The organism is Bacteroidota bacterium, from assembly GCA_016195025.1.
In the GTDB taxonomy this organism is placed as follows: Bacteria; Bacteroidota; Bacteroidia; order Palsa-948; family Palsa-948; genus Palsa-948.
Map to the genome: position 1 here is coordinate 50558 of JACQAL010000013.1, position 24554 is coordinate 75111.

Below are 24554 nucleotides of genomic sequence, written 5' to 3' on the forward strand. Positions count from 1 at the left end.
CAAACAAACAAAATGAAAAAGTTATTCGCAATCGTAACAGCATGTGCATTCTTAGGACTCATTTCCTGCGGACCCTCTGCTGAAGAACAAAAGAAAATGGAAGAAGCGCTTCAAAAAGCCGCTGACTCTGCTGCTAACGCTCTTTTGCAGCAAGCATCAAGCGCTGCAACTGCTGATTCAACAAAAGCACCTGCAGACACTACTAAGAAGTAATTCCAATTTTTTTTATTGAGTAGTACCTGTTGAGTAATTCTTCGGGTACTTATTTTTATTTGAAATAAAAAACCCGGAACATTTTTTTGCCCGGGTTTTTTCTTTTGCATGCATGGCGGTTAAAAATGCCACATGTCGTGCTCGAATTTGAAAATATCATCTTTGATTCTCTCCGATTCCAGCAATTGATCCATTCCCTGCCCGGGTAAATATGCTGTAACGGTGCGGTTGTATACGTTCGATTCCATTGATATGTAACTGCTGAATAATCTTTTTTGAAAAACTTCATCGAACGTTCTCCATTCGGCATCGTTATAGGGATTGTAGCAATAACTTTGCGCTAATATGTTACGAATGGCGGGATAGTATAACCAGAATAATGGTTTGTAGCCAAACTTTCCGCTTACCGGGTCGCTCGATTCAATAAGAGGAGCAATTCCAATTATGCGTACATCCATTACCGAACGCTGCTTGTCAAAAAACCAATCTTCCTTTATCAGATATTGCAGAACCTTGTCGGGCCGGATGGTATCGGGTTTGTATACTTGATTTCCTAATGAATCCATAAGCGGATTGCCGGCAGAATCCTTCATTGCAAGTTGCTCGGTCATGGTCTTTACTATTTCAGGCACAGTTAAGGTACTGCCAAACTCCATAGTAGAGGGGTCGAAGTCAAAAACTGTATTAATCTTTCCTGTATAAATTCCTTTCTGAAGAATACGGAAAAGAGAAGGGCGTTTTGCCAAATCATCATCGGGATAATACAGCGGATGATTTATTTTTTCGCGCAGGTCAATTGTTCTCCAGATTCTTTTTTGCCACATGATGTCCGCCTCCCGTTCGTATACATAGGGAATTGGTTTTCTGAAAGGCAAATGTTCAGGAGTATACACTCCATCGAGAACTCCTCCACCGGGCGGCTCTAAAATTCCACCCGAGCCGGAGGTTAATGTGGGATTGCCTTGCGTGGGCTGCTGAGCAGATGCAAGAGCAACTGCAGTGCAAAATGCTGCCATCCACAAAAACTTTGATGCGTTCAATAATTTTTTCATAGTTAGTATGATTTATGACAAATCAAGTGACTTTCAAGTTAACACCCGGCACATCCACTACTATTCCATCGGGCTTTTTTACTCTTACTTTTTCAATGTAAATTTTATTTCCTCTTTTTGCTTTCTTAAGAAGAGATAGTTGTTTCTCATTCATAGAAGGACCGGAAGCCGACTCGCTAACTTCCAATCCATTTATGTTCATGGAAACATCAAACGATACCACCTGGAATTTTACATCAAAGTCGAAGTTATCAAGCACGGGCACTACTGCTTTCACAAATTGTAACTCGCCCTGTTTGATAAAATCGGCATTGCGTTTTCCGTAAACTGTTGCAACGGGAGGAGGAATTGGCTTAACGCGGAATTTCACTCCTTGTCCCATTGACCTGTTGGTTCCGCCTTTCACCTGTGCAGACACATTAATGGTTGCTTCTTTGGTAGAAGCGCTGACTTTTACAGTATATTTTCCTTTCGAGCCGCTGATGCTTCCGCCCGACATAGACGGACGCAAATCTTCCGATGGAATTCCCGGAACTGAAATAGTAACGGGGTTGTCAACTCCCGCGTAAAACACAAGCATTTTATCAGGCGAAACCACAATGGCCGGTTTTTGAGATTTATATTCTCCCTTAAATGGGAAAACTCTCGGTGACGCTTTGGGGTCGGCAGGATTTTTCATGCGGATAATACCGGTATACTCCGTTGTGCCTTCTGCACCGGGAGCAATGGTATAGGTTCCTACTCCTTTACTAACTTTTACCGAAGTAGAATCAATGGGACCTTTAATGTTTCCGGTAGTTGAATCATACGTTCCGAGCCAGATTTGCGGATTGGCAGTGGTGCTGAATCCCGCTGCAAAAATTTCTGCTCTGTACTGGTCTCCGATAAGTACAATTTTTGATTCGGCATTTACGCGGGCTGAAAGCGTATCGAACTTGAAGGAGTTAACATCAATGCGGTTGAAGAGTGTATTAATAATATCTGCTTCTCCGTTCTTTACATCGTTCTGCATTTTTGTGAGCAAACACATTACGGCAATGGAAGCGTTGTGATAGAAAATATTATTCTCCCAGGTCACTTCTTTATTTTCGTGATGGTTAAATACATTCGCTATGTCAAGCCCCAGGCGGATGTTGGCTCTGTCTCTGGTATCAATATAGGTCAGCAAATCCTCTTTGTACTTTTTTATTTTTTCTTTCAACTCAAACGCTCTTGTGCCGGGTTCTGCTTCGGCATCGGAGGTGCCCATGAAAAACCGCGTGGGCGTTGCATTGTCTTCTTTATTTTTCATGTTAAGCACATCGCTGATAATTCTTACAATGCTGTCTTTACCGTTTTTTCCTTCCACTTCAATGCTGTCCGCGTTTTCCACTTCTTTAACAAGGGAAACTTTCAGCGTTTCAATATAATCAAACATTTCCTGCGAGCGTTTTTTCACTCCCAATGCTCTGTCATAATAGGGCTTTACCTTTACAGGGTCATTCAGCATTGCGAGTTCAAAATTATTGTAGGTAATTTCGTTCTTCGCGGCAAAGGTTGTGTTGGTTTTTACCAAGCCGTTATTTACAAGCGCAAAGGAGTTAAGAACTTCTTTGGAAATATTCATTGCGAGCAGCGCCAATAGTACAAGGTACATCAGATTAATCATTTTCTGCCGCGGTGTGCCTCCTCCTGACATATAGTTATAATCGTTTTATTCGGTTAATGTTTTGCTTTGATAAAATTATTTTCTGCCAATGCTCATTGCGGTAAGCATGTTTCCGTAAATGGTATTTAAGGCAGCAAGATTATCGGTGAGTGAAGCAATCTGTTGTTTGAAACGGGTGGCATCTTCCACCGTTGAACCCAAACTTGCCATGGCTTTTTCAAAACCCTGGTACGATTTGTTTGCGCTGCTCATGGTTTGCAACTGCAATTCATAAGCAGAGTTGAGGTTTTGAATATTGCCGGAACTTTTCTTGAGATGCTCGTTATAAGAAACCGCATCGCGCTGCGCTGCCTGCATGCTGGCTTCGAGCGAGGAAACAAGTTTCTGAATTCCTTCGTTTGCTTTTGCGGCCGCTTTGATATTCTCCTGCGAATTCTGCAGTTGAAGTTCATAGGCGCTGTTCAGCGAAGTAAGATTTTTTGAAACGCTTTTCAACTGTTCGCTGTAAGTGCCCGCCTGCTGCTGCGTGGAATTGGTAATAACGTCAAGCGCCTGCGCGGTTTTGCTCGATGCTTTTTCCAAATCGCTGATGGAGCCGCTGATGGATGTGGATGCTTTATCATATGCATCGGAAAGAGTTCCGATTTTTTGAGAAGCGGTTTTCATATTGTTGGTAAATTCATTTGAGGCAACGCTGGCATCAGACAAGTTGGAAAGTTTTGCCGTGTTGTCGCTCAAACTTTTCAATCCCGAGCCCAAACTTTCTATCAGTTCAGGACCTATTTTTGCTTCTTCCAGCATGTTGTCTAACTCCTCGGTAACTGAAAGGTTTTCGTCTTTTGCCTTATCCGGGTCTGCGCCCAGTTTTAATTCAGGATAAACCAATGACCAATCCAACTCCATGTGCACCTGCGTGGGGTCAATGGCGAATACGGTAAACACAAACACTTCGGTTCCCATGCCCACGTTAAGCATAAGGTCAGCGCCTTTCCAGTGCTGTATTTTAAATAGAGCGCCTGCAATAACCACTGCGGCACCTAAACTGTAAATGTAGTTCATGATGGTCTTGAACTTTTTCGTCTCTGCAAATTCTGAGAATGTCATAAGAATTGATTTTTTAGATTGGTTGTTTTATAGTTTAATTTATTTAAGTTATAAATTTATTTCACACCGAGTTTTGCTCCTTCTTGTGCAGTGGGATCATCGCCTTTTGCACGTCCGAGATACGTCATAACGCATCGGAAACCTATGTAACATTTAGCGGTATCCTGGTATTCGTATGTTCGGGTGCTGGTTTGAAGATAAAACCCTACATCTTTCCACGAGCCGCCACGAATAACTTTTCGCTGGCGAACGGATTGGTATTTTTCATCTTCGGTTGGTTCATATACATAGTCAGGGTTCAAATCATGGTCCATATCATACGCATCTTCTTCAAATGCATTGCTGGTCCACTCTGCAGCGTTTCCTGCCATGTTGTAAAAGCCCCATTCGTTGGGTGAATAAGAAAAAATATGCACGGTGTGAAATCCTCCATCGTCAATATAACTTCCGCGCATGGGTTTGAAGTTTCCGAGAAAACATCCGCGTGCGTTGCGGATATACGGACCGCCCCACGGATAGGGTGACATATCCAATCCTCCGCGGGCGCCATATTCCCATTCCGATTCGGTGGGGAGGCGGAAATCATTTACAATAGTATGCCCGATCATTCGCAGGTAACTATCCATGTACTGGGTTCTCCACACGCAGAAGGCGCGCGCCTGCTTCCATGAAATTCCAACAACAGGATAATCATCGTAGGCAGGATGCCAGAAATAATTATTCGTCATGGGCTCATTGAATGAATACGTAAAATCATGCACCCATGCGAGCGTGTCGGGATAAACATTAATTACATCTTTCACAATGAAAACGCTCCGGTCTTTTTTGGGCGCTTTGTTGTCAATCATATAATAGCCGAGCGCATCTTTTGACGAAGCAGAATCCATATCGTTAAATGCCGGGTGACCAGTACCATTTATAAAGGAACGATTGGGGTCATTCGGGTCAGTAGATTTATTCGGCTGGAAACGGTTTACTTTCCGCGCGGCTTTTCTCAAATCAATTCTATAATAAAGAAAATTAAACTTGCGGGTGTCAAATTCTTTTTTGGTATAAAACCGTTCTTTCACCGGAAGATACATATCCGCGAGCGCATTTCTTACCTCTTCATCTTTGTCGCCATAATCCAAACGCTCCGACCAGTTCAAACTATATCCTTTGTCTTCATAAGCCGCTTCGCGCTCCGCTCCGTATTCATCTAATTTATTTCTCCATTTTTCTTCGTCTAATGTTCCGAGCAATTCGCGCGCAAGAGAGTCGCGCACCCAGTTAACAAACTGGCGGTACTCGTTGTTTGAAATTTCTGTCTGGTCCATGTAGAACGCCTGAACAGAAACCATCTTTGCTTTTTGCGTGTAGTTGTAGGGAATATCCTGGTCGCTCTGTCCCATGTGATAACTTCCCATCGGGCAATACAATGTTCCGTAAGGGTCGGGTTGAAACCAGGGGTCTCTGCCCTGCACGCCAATCAATTCTCCGTGGTCGCCCGAATCGCAGGCGGCAAGAAACAGCACCGACAATCCAGCGAAAAGAATCTTTTTCATAGTTATATTTTTTTGTTTCATCTTCCCCGTAATTTTAATGCCAACGGAGAAGACGGAACTTTATTTTACTCGATTAAAAAAAAAATTTGTTACCAAACATACAATGCGGAAAATCAGCATGAAATAATTTCATATACTTCTTGGGAAAATTAATTTTTTATCTCAAAAATCTTGGGTTGATATGACTTTGTGTTTTGGATTTGGGAGCAAGTTTCACGCAATAGTTAAGAAGTATTTCATGCGTGTTGCTGTGATATGTTTTTAATCCTGAAATTCCGAAATCATACGCATATCCTATTTTCAGGGTTGACCTTGCATTGGGGCTCCATGCAAATCCCACCAGCGGAACAATGGCATCCTGCAGGCGGTAGGATGCGCCAAGCCATAACATATCATTATATATAAGGCGAAGGTTTGCATCGAAGGTGGTAACTGCGGCATCACTTTTCACATGCACCGAAGGACAAAGTTTTATTTTGCTTGAAAGAATAAAATCATATCCGGCTAACACATAGTAATGGCGCGCTGCCTGGTAATCAAATTTTTTAGCCTGGATGCTTTGCTGCGGAAGATGCGAAGAAGAAATTCCCACAAACAACTGGTCGGTTCTGTAATACGCGCCTAAACCCAAATCGTATGTCATTTTTCCCAAAGCGGCTGCAGGAATTGCATTATCGCTTTGCCCGTTCGTTCCATCGGGAGCAAGCCAGTTGTATTGAACAGAGGTTTGAAGAATTCCCAACTCAAGCCCGATGCCGAGCAATCCGGTTTGCCCGATTGGCTTATGAAAAGAATACGCACCGCGCGCCTGAATGAAATTAAAGTTTCCGAGTTTATCATTTATCACCGTTAATCCGGCTCCGCCATGCAACGCGGCAACGGGAGCATCGGCAGTAAATAAAATGGACTTGGGCGCACCGGGAAATCCCACCCATTGCGTGCGGTAAGCGGCAGTAGCGCAAATAGCGCCATTGGTTCCTGCAAAGCCGGGATTAATCGGAAGTTTGATAAACATGTTCTGGCTGAACTGCGGGTCTTGCTGAGCAAAGGCGAGCATTGCTGCAAAAGATAAACTAAGCGACAGTAAAATTTTTCTCATGGTGTAAAAAGCAATTTTGTTAATTACTAATTTTTGTTAAAAACTTTTTTGTGAGCATGCAACCTTACACACCCAATTTTAATCAGGGGGCTAAGGTAAGTATTTTGAAAATTCTGTGCAAATATATTTTTAACCTCTTTTTTTTATTTGGTTTTTAAAGAATTTTGCAATTTGCGTCTATTAATAATAAGGAAGGATGGAAGAACGGAAGAATGGAAGAATGGAAGAATGGAAAGTTGGGAACAACCCAATCTTCCACTCTTCCCTTCTTCTTCCAATGTGTTTTTATTTCGCCACCGAAAATTTGCTGGTGAGCGTTCCTTTATCTGTTCGAATAGTGTAATAATAATTTCCTGCGGAAAGATTTTTCAGCGGAACTTTTAGTTCGTGCGTGCCCTCGCTCAGATTTTCAGATGAACTGAAAAGCACACGGCCGGTTAAATCAAAAACAACTGCCGACACAGTAGCAGGAGCATCCACCCGGTATTTGATATTTGTAAATTCATTTGCCGGGTTCGGATATGCGCCAAGCAAACTTAATCCGGAAGTGGAATATTCATTCTTCACGCCTGTGGTAAGCGTTAATGTTCCTACCGGAAGAATATATAAATCCAAGTTAACGCCAAAAGCTGCTTTAGTATTCAACCACCCGCCAAAAGTAGGAAAGTCCTCATATGATAATGAATCGGCAGTGCTGCATCCCAGTTTAGTTGATACAACCGCAACTGTATCTCCTGCGGTAGTTGGAAAAACAACTGCTGCCGCAAATGAACCTGTCACAGAAACAGAAGCAGAAAAGGTATATGTGGTATAAGGCGTGAGGGTAACGCTTGCAGTGGTTACAACCGCGCTTGTGCCCAACACAGTAGCCGAAGGCCCTTTAGTGGTTGCATCAATAGAATAAAGTTTTACGGATGTGCTTCCGGTAGTTCCTGTTTTATATCCGTACCACACCAGCACTTCACTCACTGTTCCGGTTGCGTAATATTTTTCAGCGCACATAGTTTCTCCATATACATTATTACCGAAAGCGTATCCGGTATCATTGGGGGCTTTCGAGTCCAGCGTATAATACACCGGAGCCGTATCGCACATTACGGGCGAGCCGAAAGAAGGAGGACGCAATGTATCGGTTGTCATTGCCGAAGGATTTCCGGTTTTGTGAATAAGATTTTTCACAGGCATTGGATTAATTCCGGAATTAATTACCTGCGCCTGCGCAGAAAAGCCAATGAATGCTGCAAGCAGAAAAAGAATGTAATTTTTTTTCATGATGGTTGTGGGTTTTTTAAGTTTATGAATTTTTAATTGAGCGGCAAAAGTAAAATATTATTTCATTGCGCAGAAAAGAAAAAAAGGCGGTAGTGTCTCAGTTTGTATTTCTTCGTGTGATTTTTCTTAGTGAATTAGTAGCAAAGAAGAGAAAAATATAGCCACAAAGGCATGAAGGCACAAAGGTTCACTAAATAAATTCTAAAGTGAGACACTACCGGAAAAACATTTTACTGCTACGTGCGCTGGCGCAGCAAAACCGATTCCAAATTCAATTCGCCCTGGACCAACCTGCTGCAGATTATAATTTCGTAACCAGCCGCTGCAAAATAAAAAACCCTGGCGAGTACCGTCAGGGTTTTTTTAGCGGAGAAAAGAAAAATTATTTCACCACGCTCATCTTGCCCGTCATTTTATAATTTCCGGCAGTGAGCGTATAAAAATACATTCCGGAATTAAAATTTGAAACATCTACTTTGACTTGATGTTTGCCTTGCGCTTTTGTTCCCTGCGCCTGTGAGAAAACTTCTTTTCCGCTAAGGTCAACAATAGATAAGGAAACATTTTCAGATTCGTTCAATTCATATCGAATAGTAGTAACATCAAAAGCAGGATTGGGAGTAGCGGAAACAGAAAGCAGGTTGGAAGATAAATTATTCACTGCCGCACCGCCTCCTATTTTCGCGCCAAACCAGAAAAGAATGCTGTTAATCGTTCCACCGGAAGTTACTCCCATGGTGGAATCAAACTTTTGAACTTTTGCAATATCGCTATAATTATTCTGGCCGGAAACATACCCTCCGCCACCCGATTTATAAATGGTTGGAGTAACTCCGGTTGAAATATTAAGATGAACCGTTAATGTATCGGCACCCGAGGTGAGTGTTACAGCAGGAAAAATAGCATTCGCAATATCTAATCCCCATGTATTCGTTGTGCCATCATTAAAAGAATTCCACGAGTTATCACTCCACTGTTCAAATGTATAATTCTGCGCCTGTGGAAAATCTCCTGTTGTTCCGGGCGCATCTCCGGGAGTGGCATCTTTGGATGTAACCAATCCGGCAGAATCTCCCGATGCATAATTCATAGTGAAGCCCGCCCAAAATATATGGTTAGCCGGAATAGTAACCGCAGAAGAAAAAACTCCCACCGTATTATAGATTGCTTCAATAGGTGAACCTATTTGCTTTAATGCGGCCACAGAAGTATCAACTTGCGCAACCGTAAAAGCAGTTCCGGTGCCCAGCACAGTACCGGGTTTGCCGGCATTATCATCCCAAATGGTGGGCGTAAAGTCAGCAACATTTGAAGAGGAAACAGGTCCTGTTTGTTTTGCAGTTGCTGAAGATTTCTGAACCATCTTGCTTGAAGGATGTGCTGCCTGCTGCGCAAAACCGGTTGCTGCAACAAAACCAACTGCTAAAAGTAATGTGTAAATTTTTTTCATAGAACTAATTTTTAATGAATGTTTATTTTTGAGTTTGCAAATATAAATTTTTTCCTTAGCCATTCACGCTTTTTCTTTCACATAACTCTCCACAGGAGGGCAGGCGCAAATTAAATTTCTGTCTCCGTATGCATTATCTATTTTGCCTACCGATGGCCAGAATTTATTTTCACGCACCCAGTGCAAAGGATAGGCGGCTTTTTCTCTTGAGTAAGAATGTTTCCATTCATCGGCAATTAAAACTTTTGCAGTGTGCGGAGAATTTTTCAAAACATTATCAGTTGCGTCTGCTTTTTTATTTGCGATGTCATCAATTTCTTTTTTTATGGAGATCATCGCTTCACAGAATTTATCCAGTTCTTCTTTTGATTCGCTTTCGGTTGGCTCAATCATTAATGTATCGTGCACAGGAAAAGAAACCGTTGGCGCGTGAAAACCGTAATCCATCAAACGTTTTGCAATATCACCCACTTCAATTCCCGATGCGCGCTTAATAGCAGCGCAATCCAAAATCATTTCGTGCGCAACGCGTCCGTTTTTTCCTACATATAATATAGTATAATGTTCCTTCAGAATTTCTTTCATGTAATTTGCATTCAGAATCGCGTAGCGCGTTGCATCTGTCACTCCTTGTTTGCCGAGCATTTTTATATAGCCGTAAGAAATTAAAAGTATAAGTGAACTTCCATAAGGCGCAGCAGAAACGGCTGTTGATTTGGGATTTGGGATTTGGGATTTGGGATTTAACATAGAATGCGATGGAAGAAACGGTGCGAGATGCGCTGCCACACCAATCGGTCCCATTCCCGGTCCTCCTCCTCCGTGAGGAATTGCAAAAGTTTTATGAAGATTCAAATGACAAACATCTGCTCCTATTGTTGCAGGACTTGTCAAACCAACCTGCGCGTTCATGTTCGCGCCATCCATATAAACTTGTCCTCCGTTATCGTGAACTATTTTTGTGATGTCAGTAATTGCTTCTTCAAAAACTCCGTGCGTGGAAGGATACGTTACCATTAAACAGGAAAGATTCGCTTTGTGTTTTTCCGCCTGCGCGCGCAAATCATTTACATCCACATTTCCGTTCGCATCGCATTTCACAATCACAATTTCCATTCCCGCCATAGCAGCGCTTGCCGGATTTGTTCCGTGTGCCGATGAAGGAATCAACACAACTTTTCTATGTGTGTTGCCTTTGCTTTGATGATATGCTTGTATCGTAAGAAGCCCTGCATACTCTCCCTGCGCACCGCTGTTCGGCTGAAATGACACGGCAGAAAATCCGGTAATCTCGCAGAGAAATTTTTCCAGTTCGCTGATTACAATTTTATATCCTTCGGTTTGTTCCGCAGGCGCGAAGGGATGAATGTTGGCGAATTCCGGCCAGGTGATGGGATAAAGTTCTGCCGCTGCATTTAATTTCATTGTACACGAACCAAGCGAAATCATCGAATGTGTGAGCGACAAATCTTTATTCTCCAATCTTTTTATGTAGCGCATCATTTCTGTTTCGGAATGAAAAGAATTGAAAACAGGATGAGTCATGTAAGATGAAGTGCGATTGAACGGAGAATTTTTAATAACACTTTTATTTGTTTCACCGTTCAAAGAAGGAACGGAAATATTTTTTCCCAGCCCTTCTGCAAAAACCTCTACAACTTCTTTCGCGTCTTTTCCTGTTGTAGTTTCATCAACGCTGATTCCGATTTTATTTTCAGAATAATTAAAGTTGATCTGTTTTCCTTCAGCAAGCGTTTTGATTTTCTGAATCAGAATTTTATCGGCAATAGAAATCGAAACTGTATCAAAGAAAGTTTTATTACTGAGATTCAATCCTAATTTTTCTAATTGTTCCGAAATTCCGCAGGCAAGATGATGAATTTTTTCTGCAATCGCTTTCAATCCTGCCGGGCCGTGATACACTCCGTACATGCTTGCCATGATGGCAAGCAGCGCTTGCGCTGTACAAATATTGGATGTTGCTTTTTCCCTGCGGATGTGCTGCTCGCGCGTTTGCAAAGCCATGCGCAATGCAGGATTTCCGGATGAATCAACCGATACTCCGATAATTCTTCCCGGCAATGAACGTTTGAAATCTTCTTTGGTTGCGAAGAACGCTGCGTGCGGTCCGCCATATCCCATCGGCACTCCGAAGCGCTGGGAATTTCCCAGCACTACATCGGCTCCCCATTCTCCGGGAGGAGTTAAAAGTGTTAAAGCCATCAAATCAGAAGCAACGGCAACAAATCCTCCTGCGAAATGAATTTTATTTACGAACTCTTTGTAATCGGAAACATTTCCGTTTGTATCTGGATATTGAATAAGCACCCCGAAAATTTTCTCCGAAGAAATTTTTGTATGATCTCCGACAATAACTTCAATTCCTAAAGGAAGTGCGCGTGTTTTCACCACATCAATCGTTTGCGGAAAACATTTTTCGGAAACGAAAAAAGTATTTGCACTAGAAGACTTGGGGCGTGAGTTGTGAAATAAAATCATTGCTTCTGCTGCTGCAGTTGCTTCATCGAGAAGTGATGCGTTGGCAATCGGCAATCCGGTTAAATCAATTACCATTGTTTGAAAGTTCAGAAGCGCCTCTAATCTTCCCTGTGAAATCTCGGCTTGATAAGGAGTGTAAGCAGTGTACCATCCCGGGTTTTCCAAAACATTTCGCTGCGTAACGGGAGGAATAATGCAGTTGTAATATCCTTGTCCGATGTATGATTTATAAATTTTATTTCGCGAAGCGGTTGTCTTCAGTTCTTTCAGATATTCAAACTCACTCAATCCTTCCGGAAGGTTCAGCGGTTTTTTCAATCGTATGTTGGAAGGAATTGTTTGAGAAATTAATTCATCAAGAGAATTTGCACCAACTTTTTTCAGCATTGGTTTCAAATCTTTTTCTCTGGGGCCGATGTGGCGGGATGCGAAGGTTGACATATTTTCTATTCTTATTTTTAGGAGAACAAATATAATAACAAATGGAATGTTGGAATAATGGAATAAGATGAAAACACCTGGCATTCCAACATTCCATTATTCCATCTTTCCGCTTTCCTGTATATTTGATTCCCGTGAAAAGAAGCGATGACCTTTTTTCCCTGCTAAAATCCCTCTCGCGAAACGAAAGGCGCTACTTCCATTTGTTTTCCCAACTGCAGAAAGGCGACAAGGCGTACCTCGCGCTGTTCACCGCGATGGATAAAATGAAAGAGTACGATGAAAAAATTTTCCGCGAGAAAAATAAAGATAAGGAGTTCATAAAAAATCTCGCGTGGCGGAAACATCATCTCTATAATTTAATTTTGAAATCACTCGGCTCGTACCACGAAAGCATTGACACGGAAGTTTACTCGCTCCTTCACCGCAACGAAGTGCTCTATGAAAAAGGATTGTACAAGCAATGCCGGAAAGTTCTGACGAAAGCAAAAACAATTGCGGTTAAGTATGAAATGTTCCACATCCTTTCCGAAATTCTGAACTGGGAAGATGTGATTGCAAGCAAATTATTTGAAATAGATACGCAGTTAAATGTGATTCGGGAAAGTAAAGACAATATTAAAATTCTTACCAACCTCACCGACTATAAAAATATTCTGATGGAGATTTACAACCTTCATCACGTGATTGGTGTTTTCAGAAAGCCGGAAGAGAAGAAAAAACTTGAACACATTGTAAAATCAAAACTCTGGAAAAGCGAATCGGAAGCGCTTACGTTCAAAGCTAAAAGGCATTTTTATTACAGTCATTTTCTCTACTGCTTTATGGACGGTGATTTTGAAAAAGGATTTGCCTACACAAAAAAGTGCGTAGATTCTTTTTTCACTCAGCCCGAACAGATTGCTTATAACTCTCATTTTTATATTACAGCCACAAATGCGTTTTTATATTGCTGCACAACGTTAAAGAAGCACGATGAAATGTTTGAAGCGATTGTGAAACTGAACGAGAACAAAAAACATTTCACTAAACGGTCTGAGCGGGCAGCGGCAACGTTGCTTTCCTATCACGAGTTGGGCTATTACATGATGACCGGAAAAATTCAGAAAGGACTGGACGCGGCAAAAAGAATTGAAATGGAAATTCTGGAGTTTGATGACATCATGTCAAACCTTGAAAAGTTTTCCATCTACATGAACCTCGCGTTCTTGTATTTTATGGCTGGCAGATACAAAGACACGATCGGCTGGCTTTATAAAATCATCAGCGCGGGCGGATTGAAAGCGCGCGCGGACTTCGACAGCATGGTGAGGATTTTTTACATCATAGCGCAATATGAAAAAGGAAGCAGCCCGCAGTTTATGAAATCGCTTTTGCGAAGCACTTACCGCTTTCTCATCAAGCGCGAACAGATGTACAAGTACGAAAAAATAATTCTGGATTTCATCCGCAAGAAATTAATCAAGGTAGATACCACCGAAGATTTAACGGGCGTTTTGAAAAACCTGCGCGAACAATTGCTCGTCATACAAAAAGATCCGTTTGAAGGACGCCCGCTGGAATATTTTGATTTGATTTCATGGATAACGAGTAAAATTGAAAACAGGCCGTTTGCGGAAGTGTTAAAAGAAAAATCAACTTGAAAAATATTTTTTCTAAAGTGTAAAGCATTTTGCTTTGTTTCAGTTTTCGTATCTTTGTTATATAAATAAAAAAATCCATGAACATTCAGGCAGAAAAACTGGCGCTGGTAAAATCTCTTCTTGAAATAAAAAGCGAAGCATTGCTCCGACAGATGAAGGCAATCCTGCAAGGTTCTAAAACCGATTTATGGGATGAATTGAGCGAAGAGCAGAAAGCATCGGTAAAAAGAGCAAGACGACAATTAGCGCAGGGCGAAGGCAAACCGCATAAGGAAGTAATGAAGAAATATGCCAAATGGCTTACAAAATAATCTGGTCGCCCGAAGCCATTCACACATTCGACAGTGTTATTGAATATCTTGAAGCGCATTGGACACACCGCGAAATCATAAAATTGATTCAGCGTGCCAATGACATAGAACATTTGCTGGAGAAAAATCCATATCTGTTTCGCGGTTCTGATAAAGAAAATATTCACGAAGCACTTGTGACCAAACATAATTTACTGCTCTACCAGATTAATGACGAAGAAAAACTGGTGGAACTATTGAGTTTCTGGGATACAAGGCAAAATCCAAAGAAAAAGTCTTCAGGAGATTAAATTATTTCTTTGTGAGCCAAAACACCCGCAACCTTTTAATCCTTCACTTCATTGTTTTCGTTTGGGGATGGACAGCAGTGCTCGGAAAAATAATTACGCTTCCCGCTTTGCAGTTGATCTGGATTCGCGTGATGATTGCCTTCGCGGGAATTTTAATTTATGTTTTGCTCAAAGGCATTCCGTTATTTTCTCTTTCAGGAAAAACTTTTTTACAATTACTTGCAATTGGTTTATTGGTGGGCTTGCACTGGATTTGTTTTTACGGAGCGGTGAAGGCAAGCAACGTTTCGGTAACCCTCGCCTGCTTTTCCACCGGAACTTTATTTACTTCTCTTTTCGAACCAATTTTCTTCAAGCGAAAAGTTTTATGGTACGAAATTTTTTTTGGTCTCGTTGTAATTGGCGCGCTGCTTTTGATTTTCAATGTGGAGACAAAATATTTCTGGGGAATTCTTCTCGGCATCGGGGCAGCGCTCACTTCCTCCATGATGGCGGTGGTAAATTCCATCATGAGCCGCAGGGAAATTTCCCCCGGATTAATTTCTGTTTATGAAATGGTGGGCTGCTGGGCGTGCATTTCCATTTTTATTTTTTCACTTGACCCGCAAACGGCAACTGTTTTTGGAATCAGCGCACACGACTGGCTTTACATTTTAATTTTTGCCGTGGGCTGCACGGTCATTCCATTCATCATCGGAGTTTACATTCTGAAAAAAGTTTCGCCTTACACCATGTCGCTCACGCTGAATCTCGAAACCATTTACGGAATCCTTTTCGCATTTTTTATTTTTGGAAGCACCGAGCACATGTCACTTTCCTTTTATATCGGCACAGCAATTATTCTTGCGGTGGTGTTTGCAGATTCGTATATAAAAAGGTTTGTAAAATAAAAAAGGGCTGTGAATTTCTTCGACAGCCCTTTGCACGGGGACTTGGTTAACCGAAACTTATTTTATCAAAACCATTTTTCTTGATACAACATTTCCTTCCGATTTTATTTCAAGAAAATAAACTCCCGAAGTAAAATTTTCTGCGTTCCATTCTAACTGGTGATTTCCTGATTCCTTATTTCCATTTTCCAATTCAGCCACCTTAATTCCCACGTGATTGAAAACAGAAAGGGTTACTTCTGATTTTTCTTTCAGTGAATAGAAAATCGTAGTGGAAGTTGTAAATGGATTCGGATAATTTTTTATTCCGGATACATTTCCGTTCTGTTCGTTAATTCCTGTTCCTGTGCGAAGAACAAAAACGCTGTCGCAATTGGTGCAGGTATTTCCGTTTACATCCGTCACAGTGAGGCATACATAATAGGTTCCCGTTGCAGAATACTGATGCGCTACCTGAACACATCCCGTTCCGAAATTTCCATCGCCAAAATCCCATGAGCACGAAACATTGTTGCTTCCGTTCGAATAAAAATAAACCCACCCACTTCCTGATGAATCAGGATACGCAGTGTAAGTTGAATCGCAGGGAGGAATTGGCGGAGGAGGAGCATTCACAATCGTTACCGTATCGCAATAAGTGTCGGAACAATTCTGAAGCGAATCCGAAACCCAGAGGCAAACCACATACATGCCGGAATATTGATACGTGTGCGAAGGATTTGTTGCATAACTATAATTTCCATCGCCAAAATTCCAGGAGTACCACGGCATGGTTCCTCCTGTGGAAGTATTTGTGAAAGAAATGGTCGGGTCGCTGGCATTATTATAAGTAAACGATGCCTGCAGATTGCACGGATAATAATTCACCGTGTTGCAGTACGAGCAAGTATCCGTTTGCGAAATAACCGTGAGGCAAACAGTGTAGGTGCCCGCATTGGCATACATGTGCGAAGGATTTTGAAGTGTGGAAGTATTTCCGTCTCCGAAATTCCAGTTCCATGAAATAAACGGTCCGCCAGTGGATTGGTCAGAAAAATAAAAAGTGTTTCCCTGAAATCCATAGGAGAAATTTGCACTGCATGGAGCGGGAGGCGCGTTGGTAATCACCACCGAATCGCAAAAGGTGCTTTGACATGGATTCAAACTGTCCCACATCGTGAGGCAAACCATATATGTTCCGTTATACATATAGGTATGAACGGGATTTGCCTGCCAGTCATAGTTGCCGTCTCCAAAATTCCAGGAGTACGATGGCATGCTGGCGCCTGTGGAAGTATTGGTGAACGTTACCACATTGTTGTTTACCGAAAATGTGAATCCTGCCTGACAAGTGCTTTGCGCTTTTGTTTGCATAAACAAAGCGGATGAAAAAATAATCGCCAGCATTGAAGCGAAAATTTTTCTGCTGAAGTAAAATTGTGTTTTCATTGGTTTGATTTTTTAATTAGTGTTATTGTTTGTGTTTGCCTTCGTGGCTTTATGGTACAAAGGTGGGAATAAGAAAGGAAGGACGCATAGCCAAGATTACCAAAATCTTGCCCGTTCAGGTATTGAGGAATAAGGAAATAAGGTATGGGGTATAAGGAACATCCTTAGATTTTCTTCCCCGTTCACCCCTATACCTTATACCCTGTTTCCCTATACCTTTTTTATTTTCCCCTTTAGCCAAGCGGAATAGTTGATTACTTCTGTGTCGTCCAAGACAATTTTGTGGGAAGAAAACTTTTGAATGCGGGATAATAATTTCTTGTCGCGGGTAAGTTCAGGCACAGCAATCATCCGGTTCAGGATGGATAAAAATTCTTTTTCGCGCTCCTGTTCGGGTTTTGAAAGCATTTCTTTAAAATGTTTTTTCACCTGCCTGATTTTTGTTTCGAGGAAATCAAAATCCAGAAGTTCGTAGCGGATGATGAGTTCGGCAACAGCAATCTTGAAACGAAGTGCAATATCCGCGTTCTTGAATTCAGGATGAACATAGAGTTTGTTTAAACTTCGGATGGAATTATGAAATTCTCCTTTCTCAAACCAAAGAATCGCAAGATTCAGATAAATGAATAATTCGTAAAATGGCTGACTCTTTAATGTCCGCTTTGAAATTAGTTCACCAAGAATGGAAATGGCTTTGTCTTTATTCAGCACCGAATAATTTATGGCGAGAGAATTATAATAGAAGAAAAGAAATTTGTCATAAAGCAATTTACCGTGCTCGAGCATCGCATCACGCATTTCTTCCGCGTGCTTGAGCGACTGCTCATACTTTTTGTTCTTGAAGGATGCATTCACAAGATAATGAAGCATCTGGATTTTCGTGTCGTGATTTTCTTTCTGGAAAAGTTTGTCCTTCAGAAATTCTTTATAGGTGTTCAATAAATATTTTTCAAGCGCTTCGTATTCGTGGCGCTGGAGAAGAATCTGCGTAACTGCAGAATAAATCCGGAACCTGAGTTTCGGGCTTTGCTTTATATTTTTGTTCTTCGAAAAAGTATTCGCGGTTTTTTCAAGAAGTTTTAGAATGGGGTTTTCTTTTTCCAAAAAGTTTTGCGATGTTTTCAGGCGGTAATAAACCGCTGCCAAAATATTGTCCACTTCCAGAATACTTGCCGAAAGTTTTCTCGCTTCATCGCGCTTGCGGATGTATTCTTCAGGATTGATGTCTAAAATCTCATGGGATAGTTTCACATACTCGTCATAAATAATATCCAGCAGTTCATAATTCTCAATCCGTTTTGCTTCTTTCTCCGCCTTGTTCAGAAAATGTTTTGAGATTCCAAACTGGCTTCGCGTAAAATAGAGGCGGACAAGAAAAAGCAAATGGTAGATATAAAGTATTTCGTCCTTGTAACAATACTGCACCGTGAGCGAACGCGCCACATCGTGAATTAATCTATTCTTTAAAGAGTAAAACGCATTCTTATTTTTCCCGCCATACAACTTTTTGAAGATGGCTTCGTCATCATACTGTTCTTCCGAATCACGGATATAATCCAGTAACACCAAATCTTTTCGCCCATCGCCCATATCGTGCCGTGCGCTGAACAACTTATAAAAGCGCAGGTCTTCTTTATTGAGGTTAAGTATGATTTGATTCAGAATATCCATGATCGCCTGACAAATGTAGTTATTTTGAACGGGCAAGAAAATTTGTATTTAGTCTATGCCTTATGGTTTCTTTGTGGTATCTTTGTTTTGTAAATCACAAGGAGATGAAATCATTCATAAAATTTTTCATCTGCGGAATTTTTTTCTTTTCTCTTTCTTCTTCCTTTGCACAGCAAGGAACTATGAGCACTCAAGCGCTTGTTTTCCCCGACTCTTCTTATTTGGGTTACTCGGATTCTACAATTTCAGTTATTGTGAAAAATCTTGATACCTCTGTGTATTCCGGCTCTATCAGCATTTGGATTGGAACAGCTTACAATGGTTTTTCTCCTGTTCAATTTTGTTTTATCCAACAGGTAACCTTACTGCCCAACGATACTGTTTCAACAGCATGCAACATTATTTTTGACACTACTAATTTTACAGGAGGGAATAATATAGTTGTAGTATGGTCGTCAGGCAATGCGAAAACAGCTGCCGATTCTATTTGGACTTCTGTATATTTAGATTCTTCTGGCGCAGGAGTTCATGAAATCTTAAACTCGTTTTCGTTCTCGCTTCACCCTTCCATTACGAGCAATTATATTCACATAGAAGTATACAAACAGGAAATCACATTGGAGAAAATCCGCATCCTCGATATTATGGGAAAGGAAATAAATTCCATTGCTCTCTCTCAAAGAGAAAAGAAAAACCTTGTGGATGTTTCCAATCTTCAGAGCGGAATTTATTTTCTCGAAGTTTCCGCTGGAAGTTTCCGCAGTACAAGAAAGTTTGTTAAGATAGATTAACGATTGTTTCTCCTCTCTTAATTTCTTTTTCAGTAAATTCGCTCTGAAAATTTTACAACGTGCCTGTCATTTCAAAAATATCTTCTTCGCAATACTGCAATTCTCTTTTTGAATATTCCCGCTTCAAAACGCGCGAAGTGAAAGTTGGGGATTTAGGAATTGGCGGAAACAATCCCATCCGCATTCAGTCCATGACCACGACCGATACGATGAATACAATTAAAACCGTTGAGCAATCCATCCGCATGATTGAAGCAGGATGTGAACTCGTGAGAATCACCGCGCCAAGTCTGAACGAAGCAAAGAATTTGGAGAACATAAAAAGTGAATTGCGCAAGCGCGGATATAACACTCCGATTTGCGCTGATATACATTTTACTCCCAATGCAGCGGAAACCGCAGCAAGAATTGTAGAAAAAGTTAGAGTGAATCCCGGAAACTATGCCGACCGAAAAAAATTTGAACATATTGAATACACTGATAAAAGTTACGATGAAGAACTGGAAAGAATCCGCGAGCGACTTACTCCTCTTGTAAAAATCTGCAAAGAGAACGGAACAACTATGAGAATCGGAACCAATCACGGTTCGCTCAGCGATAGGATTCTCAGCCGCTACGGTGATACTCCGCTTGGAATGGTGGAAAGCGCTTTCGAATTCCTGCGCATCTGCGAAGAAAATAATTTTCATGAAATTATTCTTTCAATGAAAGCCAGCAACACGCAGGTGATGGTGCAAGCATATCGTTTGCTTGTGCATAAAATGATGGAGACAGACAGAAATTATCCTTTGCATTTAGGAGTGACAGAAGCCGGAGATGGAGAAGACGGAAGAATAAAATCTGCCGTAGGAATCGGAACGCTTTTGGAAGATGGACTCGGTGATACCATTCGCGTTTCGCTTACAGAAGAATCCGAATTTGAAATTCCTGTTGCGAAAAATTTAGCAGAGCGATATTCAAATAGAAAAAATCATAAACAAATTCCAACTGGCTCAAATCTCAAATATAATCCATTTGAATATTCAAGAAGAGACACTAAACAAGTCGGTAATATTGGTGGACATAATGTTCCGAGAGTGATTGCTGATTTTTCAGACAAGCAAAAGATTACTCCCGCGAAATTATTTTCTATAGGGTATAATTATTCTGTCCCGCTGGATAAATGGAATTTGACTGACCAGGCGTGCGATTATATTTATCTGGGAGATAATGAAATTGATTTTGAAATTCCGGGAACGCTGGGGTTAATTTATAATTCTCAAACTTTTGCGAAACTGAAAAATAAAACCCGCGCTTATCCTCTTTTCTGCGGGACTGAATATTTAAAAGCAAAAGATTCCTCGGCTCCGCTCGGAATGACAAGCCCAGAATTAAATTTTGTGGTGGTTGATATTGATGCATTAATTCACAATTCACAATTCACAATTCACAAGTTAGACCCAACTGTAGTTTTCGTGTTTGATACTATGAATGAACACGGAATGGCTGAACAGCGCAGAATGTTTTTTGAATTAACGGATTCTAAAATTCCTGTCATCATAAAAAGAAATTTTTTGAATCTTTCCGAAGAAAAATTTCAGTTGTATTCTTCCACAGATTTCGGAGGATTGTTTTTGGATGGCTTCGGAGATGGAATCTGGATCAAACAAAAAAATTGTGTGTCTCCTCAAATTATTAACTCAACTGCATTTGGAATTCTTCAGGCGACCCGCACACGGATTTCAAAGACGGAATATATTTCCTGTCCATCCTGCGGAAGAACATTGTTTGATTTACAGGAGACCACAGGAAAAATCCGAGCGCGAACTTCTCATCTCAAAGGAGTGAAAATAGGAATCATGGGTTGCATTGTAAATGGTCCCGGTGAAATGGCGGATGCGGATTACGGCTATGTGGGAACGGGCGTTGGAAAAATCACACTCTATAAAGGAAAAGAAGTGGTGAAAAGAAATATCTCTGCTGAGACGGCAGTGGATGAGCTCATCACGCTCATTAAAGAAGGCGGTGACTGGGTAGAAAAAGAAAATTAATTTGTTATAATAATTTTCTGTCCATGGATTTTATTTCCATAGGTGATTTTCAGAAAATAAATCCCATCTTGCAAATTCACATTTTCAACAAAAATTATTTTCTGATTCAAGGCATTTTTTTCTTCGGAATAAACTTTCTCCCCGAGCGTGTTAAACATTTCCATTTTTATTTTCCCTGAAACATTATTTTGCAATTCAATGAAAAAATTCCCATTGGAAGGATTCGGGTAAACAAAGGAATTTTCTTCCGGATAATTTTCTGCAAATCCGGTTACAGAACAATTTGAATTTTGAAAATTGATATAATCCGTCAGCACGCTGTATTTTTGCGAAGTAGTTTGATAAATATTCGTCAAAGCGCCCATCACGCCTGAACCCGCAAGGACAAAATGATTGAACAGCGTTGCTTTGGATAAAGTGCGCACTGAATCGAGCCACTCGTTATACAAATTATAAATTCTCACATCGCTTTGCATAGCGGTTATTGCTGTTCTAATAGCAGTGCATGTTACTGTTGAGGCGGCAATATTCGGACCGCCTTCGTAAAAAACCAATGAGGTGTTTCGGTTTTGCGCGATGGTATCAAATTTCCATTGCCATGCCATGCTCTCGTTCATGCGCGTTCTTCCGAGATTAATTAATGTGTCAATTAAAATTGTTGTTGGCTCGGTTGATAAAGTGGTGCAGTTAGCGTTCCATCTGGTATAGTCGGCCGCCTTAGGCGATATGTAAGGTGCGACAGAAATTGCATCAGCGCCACTGCCGTTGTTAAGAAGATAGTTCATCATGGTTGTCATTTGCGAAACGCCCTGATTCAGGTCGTTGCCCGAGCACAAACGCACCACGCGCGCAGCCATTGCAGAGCCGAATACATTTTTCCAGAGGTCAAAAGTTTTTTTGAAATGAAATGCTGTTTTCTGAGAATGATTTGTAAGGGTAGAAGAAGAATTATTCGGGTCGTCAATCCAATTATAATTTGTCGGTGACAACAATTGATTCCAGCATTCATTTGAATACTCCAGATAAATTTTCAGATTGGGATTTAAGTTGTCGCGGAATAAAGTTGCCAGTTGAATAATATAATTTGTATCCGCCTGCGTGGGAATGCTGAGCCAGCAATCTTTTTGTTGTTGATTGCAAAGCGCGATGGCATATTCCCATGCAATACCGATGGTATTTAAACTTCCGCCTGATGCGCCCTGCGTGTAATACGAAGGCAATCTCCTGTTCTGCCATTGCACTTCGGTATTGGTGTTCATGTTATTCCATTCCATAAACCGCAGCGCGGTGAACGGAGTTATTTTATTTATGAACGCCAGATTAAAAGTATCTGATACGGAATCATTCGGCATCATTACTTTTATATCCCGCACAGGATTGCTTACATCTGAAAAAACAATTTTCATGATGATGCCGTTGTTGGTTGGGGTGCTGACGGTAACATACTGCGAACCGTTACCGGAAGTAACATCCGCGCCCGAAGCATCTCCGCCAAACCGCAGCGTTCCGTTTCCGCTGAACCATACATAATAATTTCCCGAAGGATAATTTCCGCTGACGCCCTGCAGCATTTGCGCGCAAACCGAAATTCCAGACATGGGCGCCTGCAGCGGATAACCGTCAGCATCAAAAGAAAATAAAGACAACTGATTGGTATTTGTAGTTGTGGCGGCACCTGTGGATGATTGCGTGTAAAATGTATCACATCCCTTAATAATATTCGCAAACGGCTGCTGGTAATCAAAATTAAACTGGGCAGTGCGGATGCTGAACAAATTCATGCCGAGTTTCATGCGGCAGGTATCGGATGTTTGCGCATTTATTTTTCCCAGAAAGAAAAATAAAATAAAAACTGCCGGGAGTTGTTTCGCTTTCATCGGATTATTTTTGAATGATTATTTTTTCATCGAACGAATTTTTTCCTGCCATTACTTTCAGAAAATAAATTCCGCTGGGCTGAGAAGATAAATCAATTAAGGATTTAGGATTTAGGATTAAAGATTTGTAAATACATTCTCCCAGCACATTGTAAATCTCAAGATTTGAGATTTGAGATTTGAGACCTGCCTGCGCAGGCAGGTTTGAGATTTGGAATTTTCCTGATGTGGGATTCGGATAAACAGAAATACCATTCTCCAAAGAAATTTCATTCACAGCAGTTAGCGGACAAAAAGAAGGCGAAGAATTAAAAAACCAAGAACACGACAGCGAATCATTCTGATAAAAAGTGAGGAGCCAGTTTGCTACTTTGGCTGCACCTGTAGGAATAGATGGATGCGTTCCGTCATTCTGTAAATCCGTTGGGCAGGTAATAAATATATTTGAATTGGTTGCTTCGGGCGTGCTTCCATCCGACCACATATAAATTCCCCATGATAAAAACGGAGAACGAATATTACTTCCTGAATATGCGAGCGCGGTATCTCCGTTAATCTGCTCTTCAATAATTTCTTTTACCGCCCAACCGGTGTAATACGCAAATGGTTCAGGATTGAGAGTGGAAGAAGCGTAGCGTGCAGAAATGCGGCTTGCCATGTAACAAAGTTTTGCATTCGGAAATCTTGTTTTTATTTCGTGCATAATCCGTTTGAACTGCACGATGAGAGAATCATAATAGATTTGAACAGTCATCGTTCCTGCAGGGTCTGCTTCCTTAAACCAAATCACTTCCACTTGGTTTGCAGTTACTCCTGCACTGCTGAGCCGCGTTGCCACCGTGCTCCAGTAAGTGGAATATTGCGAAAGCCATGGCGATGAAATTCTATCTGCCGACATTCCGCCTTGCGCTCCATCCACCAAAGTGAGTTTCGGGTTTTTGTTTGCGTAGGCATTCGCCAGCGGAATAAATTGCTGCGCTTCATAAGTAGTATTTGACATTCCGATGCTCATCCATACAATTTTTCCGTTGGTCATATCCACATTGCCCGATGAATTAAGCGGAAGAACTTGCTGCGCGATTTGCGTTCCCGCACCCTTGTGCGTAGCGGGAAGATAGTTCGAACCGTTCGGATAAAGTCCGCCTGTCCAAGTGACGCTCCATGCATTTGTGAATGTTCCACTTCCTAAATCATTGATAGGAGTGAAACCCGTTGAAGCGGCTGTGCAGTTTGCCTGCCCGAAAGATTTTGCCGCCAATAGAAATAAAATGACGAAGGAGAATAATTGTGTTTTCATTGTG

Annotated in this window: 19 protein-coding genes; 7 read left to right on the plus strand and 12 right to left on the minus strand. The window is 41.3% G+C overall.

What is annotated here, in order from left to right:
* The first annotated feature begins 12 nt into the window (after nt 1–12).
* Nucleotides 13–213, plus strand: a complete 201-nt coding sequence (locus HY063_01760; GenBank protein MBI3500492.1) for a hypothetical protein — start codon at nt 13–15, stop codon at nt 211–213.
* Nucleotides 214–332: 119 nt separating this feature from the next.
* Here HY063_01760 and gldN read toward each other — a convergent pair whose 3' ends face one another.
* The 8 genes from gldN to gcvP form a co-directional block, all read right to left on the minus strand.
* Nucleotides 333–1265, minus strand: a complete 933-nt coding sequence (gldN, locus tag HY063_01765) for a gliding motility protein GldN (GenBank protein MBI3500493.1) — start codon at nt 1263–1265, stop codon at nt 333–335.
* A 22-nt stretch (nt 1266–1287) separates the two neighbouring features.
* The gene (gene gldM, locus HY063_01770) at nt 1288–2943 is read right to left on the minus strand and encodes a gliding motility protein GldM (GenBank protein MBI3500494.1); all 1656 of its coding nucleotides are present in this window, start codon (nt 2941–2943) and stop codon (nt 1288–1290) included.
* A gap of 45 nt (nt 2944–2988) precedes the next feature.
* Nucleotides 2989–4017 (minus strand): gliding motility protein GldL, encoded by a 1029-nt coding sequence (gldL, locus tag HY063_01775; protein MBI3500495.1) that lies wholly within the window; start codon nt 4015–4017, stop codon nt 2989–2991.
* A 56-nt stretch (nt 4018–4073) separates the two neighbouring features.
* Nucleotides 4074–5561: an SUMF1/EgtB/PvdO family nonheme iron enzyme gene (locus tag HY063_01780; protein MBI3500496.1), complete on the minus strand. Its 1488-nt coding sequence runs from the start codon at nt 5559–5561 to the stop codon at nt 4074–4076.
* A 157-nt stretch (nt 5562–5718) separates the two neighbouring features.
* The gene (locus HY063_01785) at nt 5719–6660 is read right to left on the minus strand and encodes a type IX secretion system membrane protein PorP/SprF (GenBank protein ID MBI3500497.1); all 942 of its coding nucleotides are present in this window, start codon (nt 6658–6660) and stop codon (nt 5719–5721) included.
* A 285-nt stretch (nt 6661–6945) separates the two neighbouring features.
* Nucleotides 6946–7932 (minus strand): T9SS type A sorting domain-containing protein, encoded by a 987-nt coding sequence (locus tag HY063_01790; GenBank protein ID MBI3500498.1) that lies wholly within the window; start codon nt 7930–7932, stop codon nt 6946–6948.
* A gap of 382 nt (nt 7933–8314) precedes the next feature.
* A complete protein-coding gene (locus HY063_01795) occupies nt 8315–9382 on the minus strand; it encodes a T9SS type A sorting domain-containing protein (protein MBI3500499.1) in 1068 nt (355 codons plus the stop codon).
* 63 nt (nt 9383–9445) lie between these two features.
* Complete coding sequence (gcvP, locus tag HY063_01800) at nt 9446–12322, minus strand: aminomethyl-transferring glycine dehydrogenase (GenBank protein MBI3500500.1); 2877 nt, start codon at nt 12320–12322, stop codon at nt 9446–9448.
* A 134-nt stretch (nt 12323–12456) separates the two neighbouring features.
* Here gcvP and HY063_01805 point away from each other — a divergent pair, with 134 nt between their 5' ends.
* The 4 genes from HY063_01805 to HY063_01820 all read left to right on the plus strand — a co-directional run bounded on the left by HY063_01805 (nt 12457) and on the right by HY063_01820 (nt 15456).
* Nucleotides 12457–13965, plus strand: a complete 1509-nt coding sequence (locus HY063_01805) for a hypothetical protein (GenBank protein MBI3500501.1) — start codon at nt 12457–12459, stop codon at nt 13963–13965.
* A gap of 77 nt (nt 13966–14042) precedes the next feature.
* Nucleotides 14043–14276 carry a hypothetical protein gene (locus tag HY063_01810; protein MBI3500502.1) on the plus strand — a complete coding sequence of 78 codons (234 nt, stop codon included), beginning with the start codon at nt 14043–14045 and terminating at the stop codon, nt 14274–14276.
* On the plus strand, nt 14261–14566 hold the full coding sequence (locus tag HY063_01815) for a type II toxin-antitoxin system RelE/ParE family toxin (GenBank protein ID MBI3500503.1): 306 nt from the start codon (nt 14261–14263) through the stop codon (nt 14564–14566). Before HY063_01810 ends, HY063_01815 begins: the two co-directional genes overlap by 16 nt.
* A gap of 11 nt (nt 14567–14577) precedes the next feature.
* Nucleotides 14578–15456 carry a DMT family transporter gene (locus HY063_01820; GenBank protein MBI3500504.1) on the plus strand — a complete coding sequence of 293 codons (879 nt, stop codon included), beginning with the start codon at nt 14578–14580 and terminating at the stop codon, nt 15454–15456.
* A 57-nt stretch (nt 15457–15513) separates the two neighbouring features.
* Here the strand turns inward: HY063_01820 and HY063_01825 are convergent, their stop codons facing one another.
* Together HY063_01825 and HY063_01830 are read right to left on the minus strand one after the other, a co-directional pair.
* Complete coding sequence (locus HY063_01825) at nt 15514–16884, minus strand: PKD domain-containing protein (protein MBI3500505.1); 1371 nt, start codon at nt 16882–16884, stop codon at nt 15514–15516.
* Between the two features lie 210 nt (nt 16885–17094).
* The gene (locus HY063_01830; GenBank protein ID MBI3500506.1) at nt 17095–18555 is read right to left on the minus strand and encodes a hypothetical protein; all 1461 of its coding nucleotides are present in this window, start codon (nt 18553–18555) and stop codon (nt 17095–17097) included.
* Between the two features lie 104 nt (nt 18556–18659).
* On the opposite strand from HY063_01830, the gene HY063_01835 reads away from it, so the two are divergent.
* Together HY063_01835 and ispG are read left to right on the plus strand one after the other, a co-directional pair.
* A complete protein-coding gene (locus HY063_01835) occupies nt 18660–19346 on the plus strand; it encodes a T9SS type A sorting domain-containing protein (GenBank protein ID MBI3500507.1) in 687 nt (228 codons plus the stop codon).
* 59 nt (nt 19347–19405) lie between these two features.
* Complete coding sequence (ispG, locus tag HY063_01840) at nt 19406–21376, plus strand: (E)-4-hydroxy-3-methylbut-2-enyl-diphosphate synthase (protein MBI3500508.1); 1971 nt, start codon at nt 19406–19408, stop codon at nt 21374–21376.
* On the opposite strand, the gene HY063_01845 is transcribed toward ispG, so the two are convergent.
* Together HY063_01845 and HY063_01850 are read right to left on the minus strand one after the other, a co-directional pair.
* Nucleotides 21373–23253 carry a T9SS type A sorting domain-containing protein gene (locus HY063_01845; GenBank protein ID MBI3500509.1) on the minus strand — a complete coding sequence of 627 codons (1881 nt, stop codon included), beginning with the start codon at nt 23251–23253 and terminating at the stop codon, nt 21373–21375. The two genes, ispG and HY063_01845, sit on opposite strands and share 4 nt — an antisense overlap.
* 4 nt (nt 23254–23257) lie before the next feature.
* Nucleotides 23258–24550, minus strand: coding sequence for a T9SS type A sorting domain-containing protein (locus HY063_01850; protein MBI3500510.1), 1293 nt, complete (start codon nt 24548–24550; stop codon nt 23258–23260).
* Nucleotides 24551–24554: the final 4 nt, after the last annotated feature.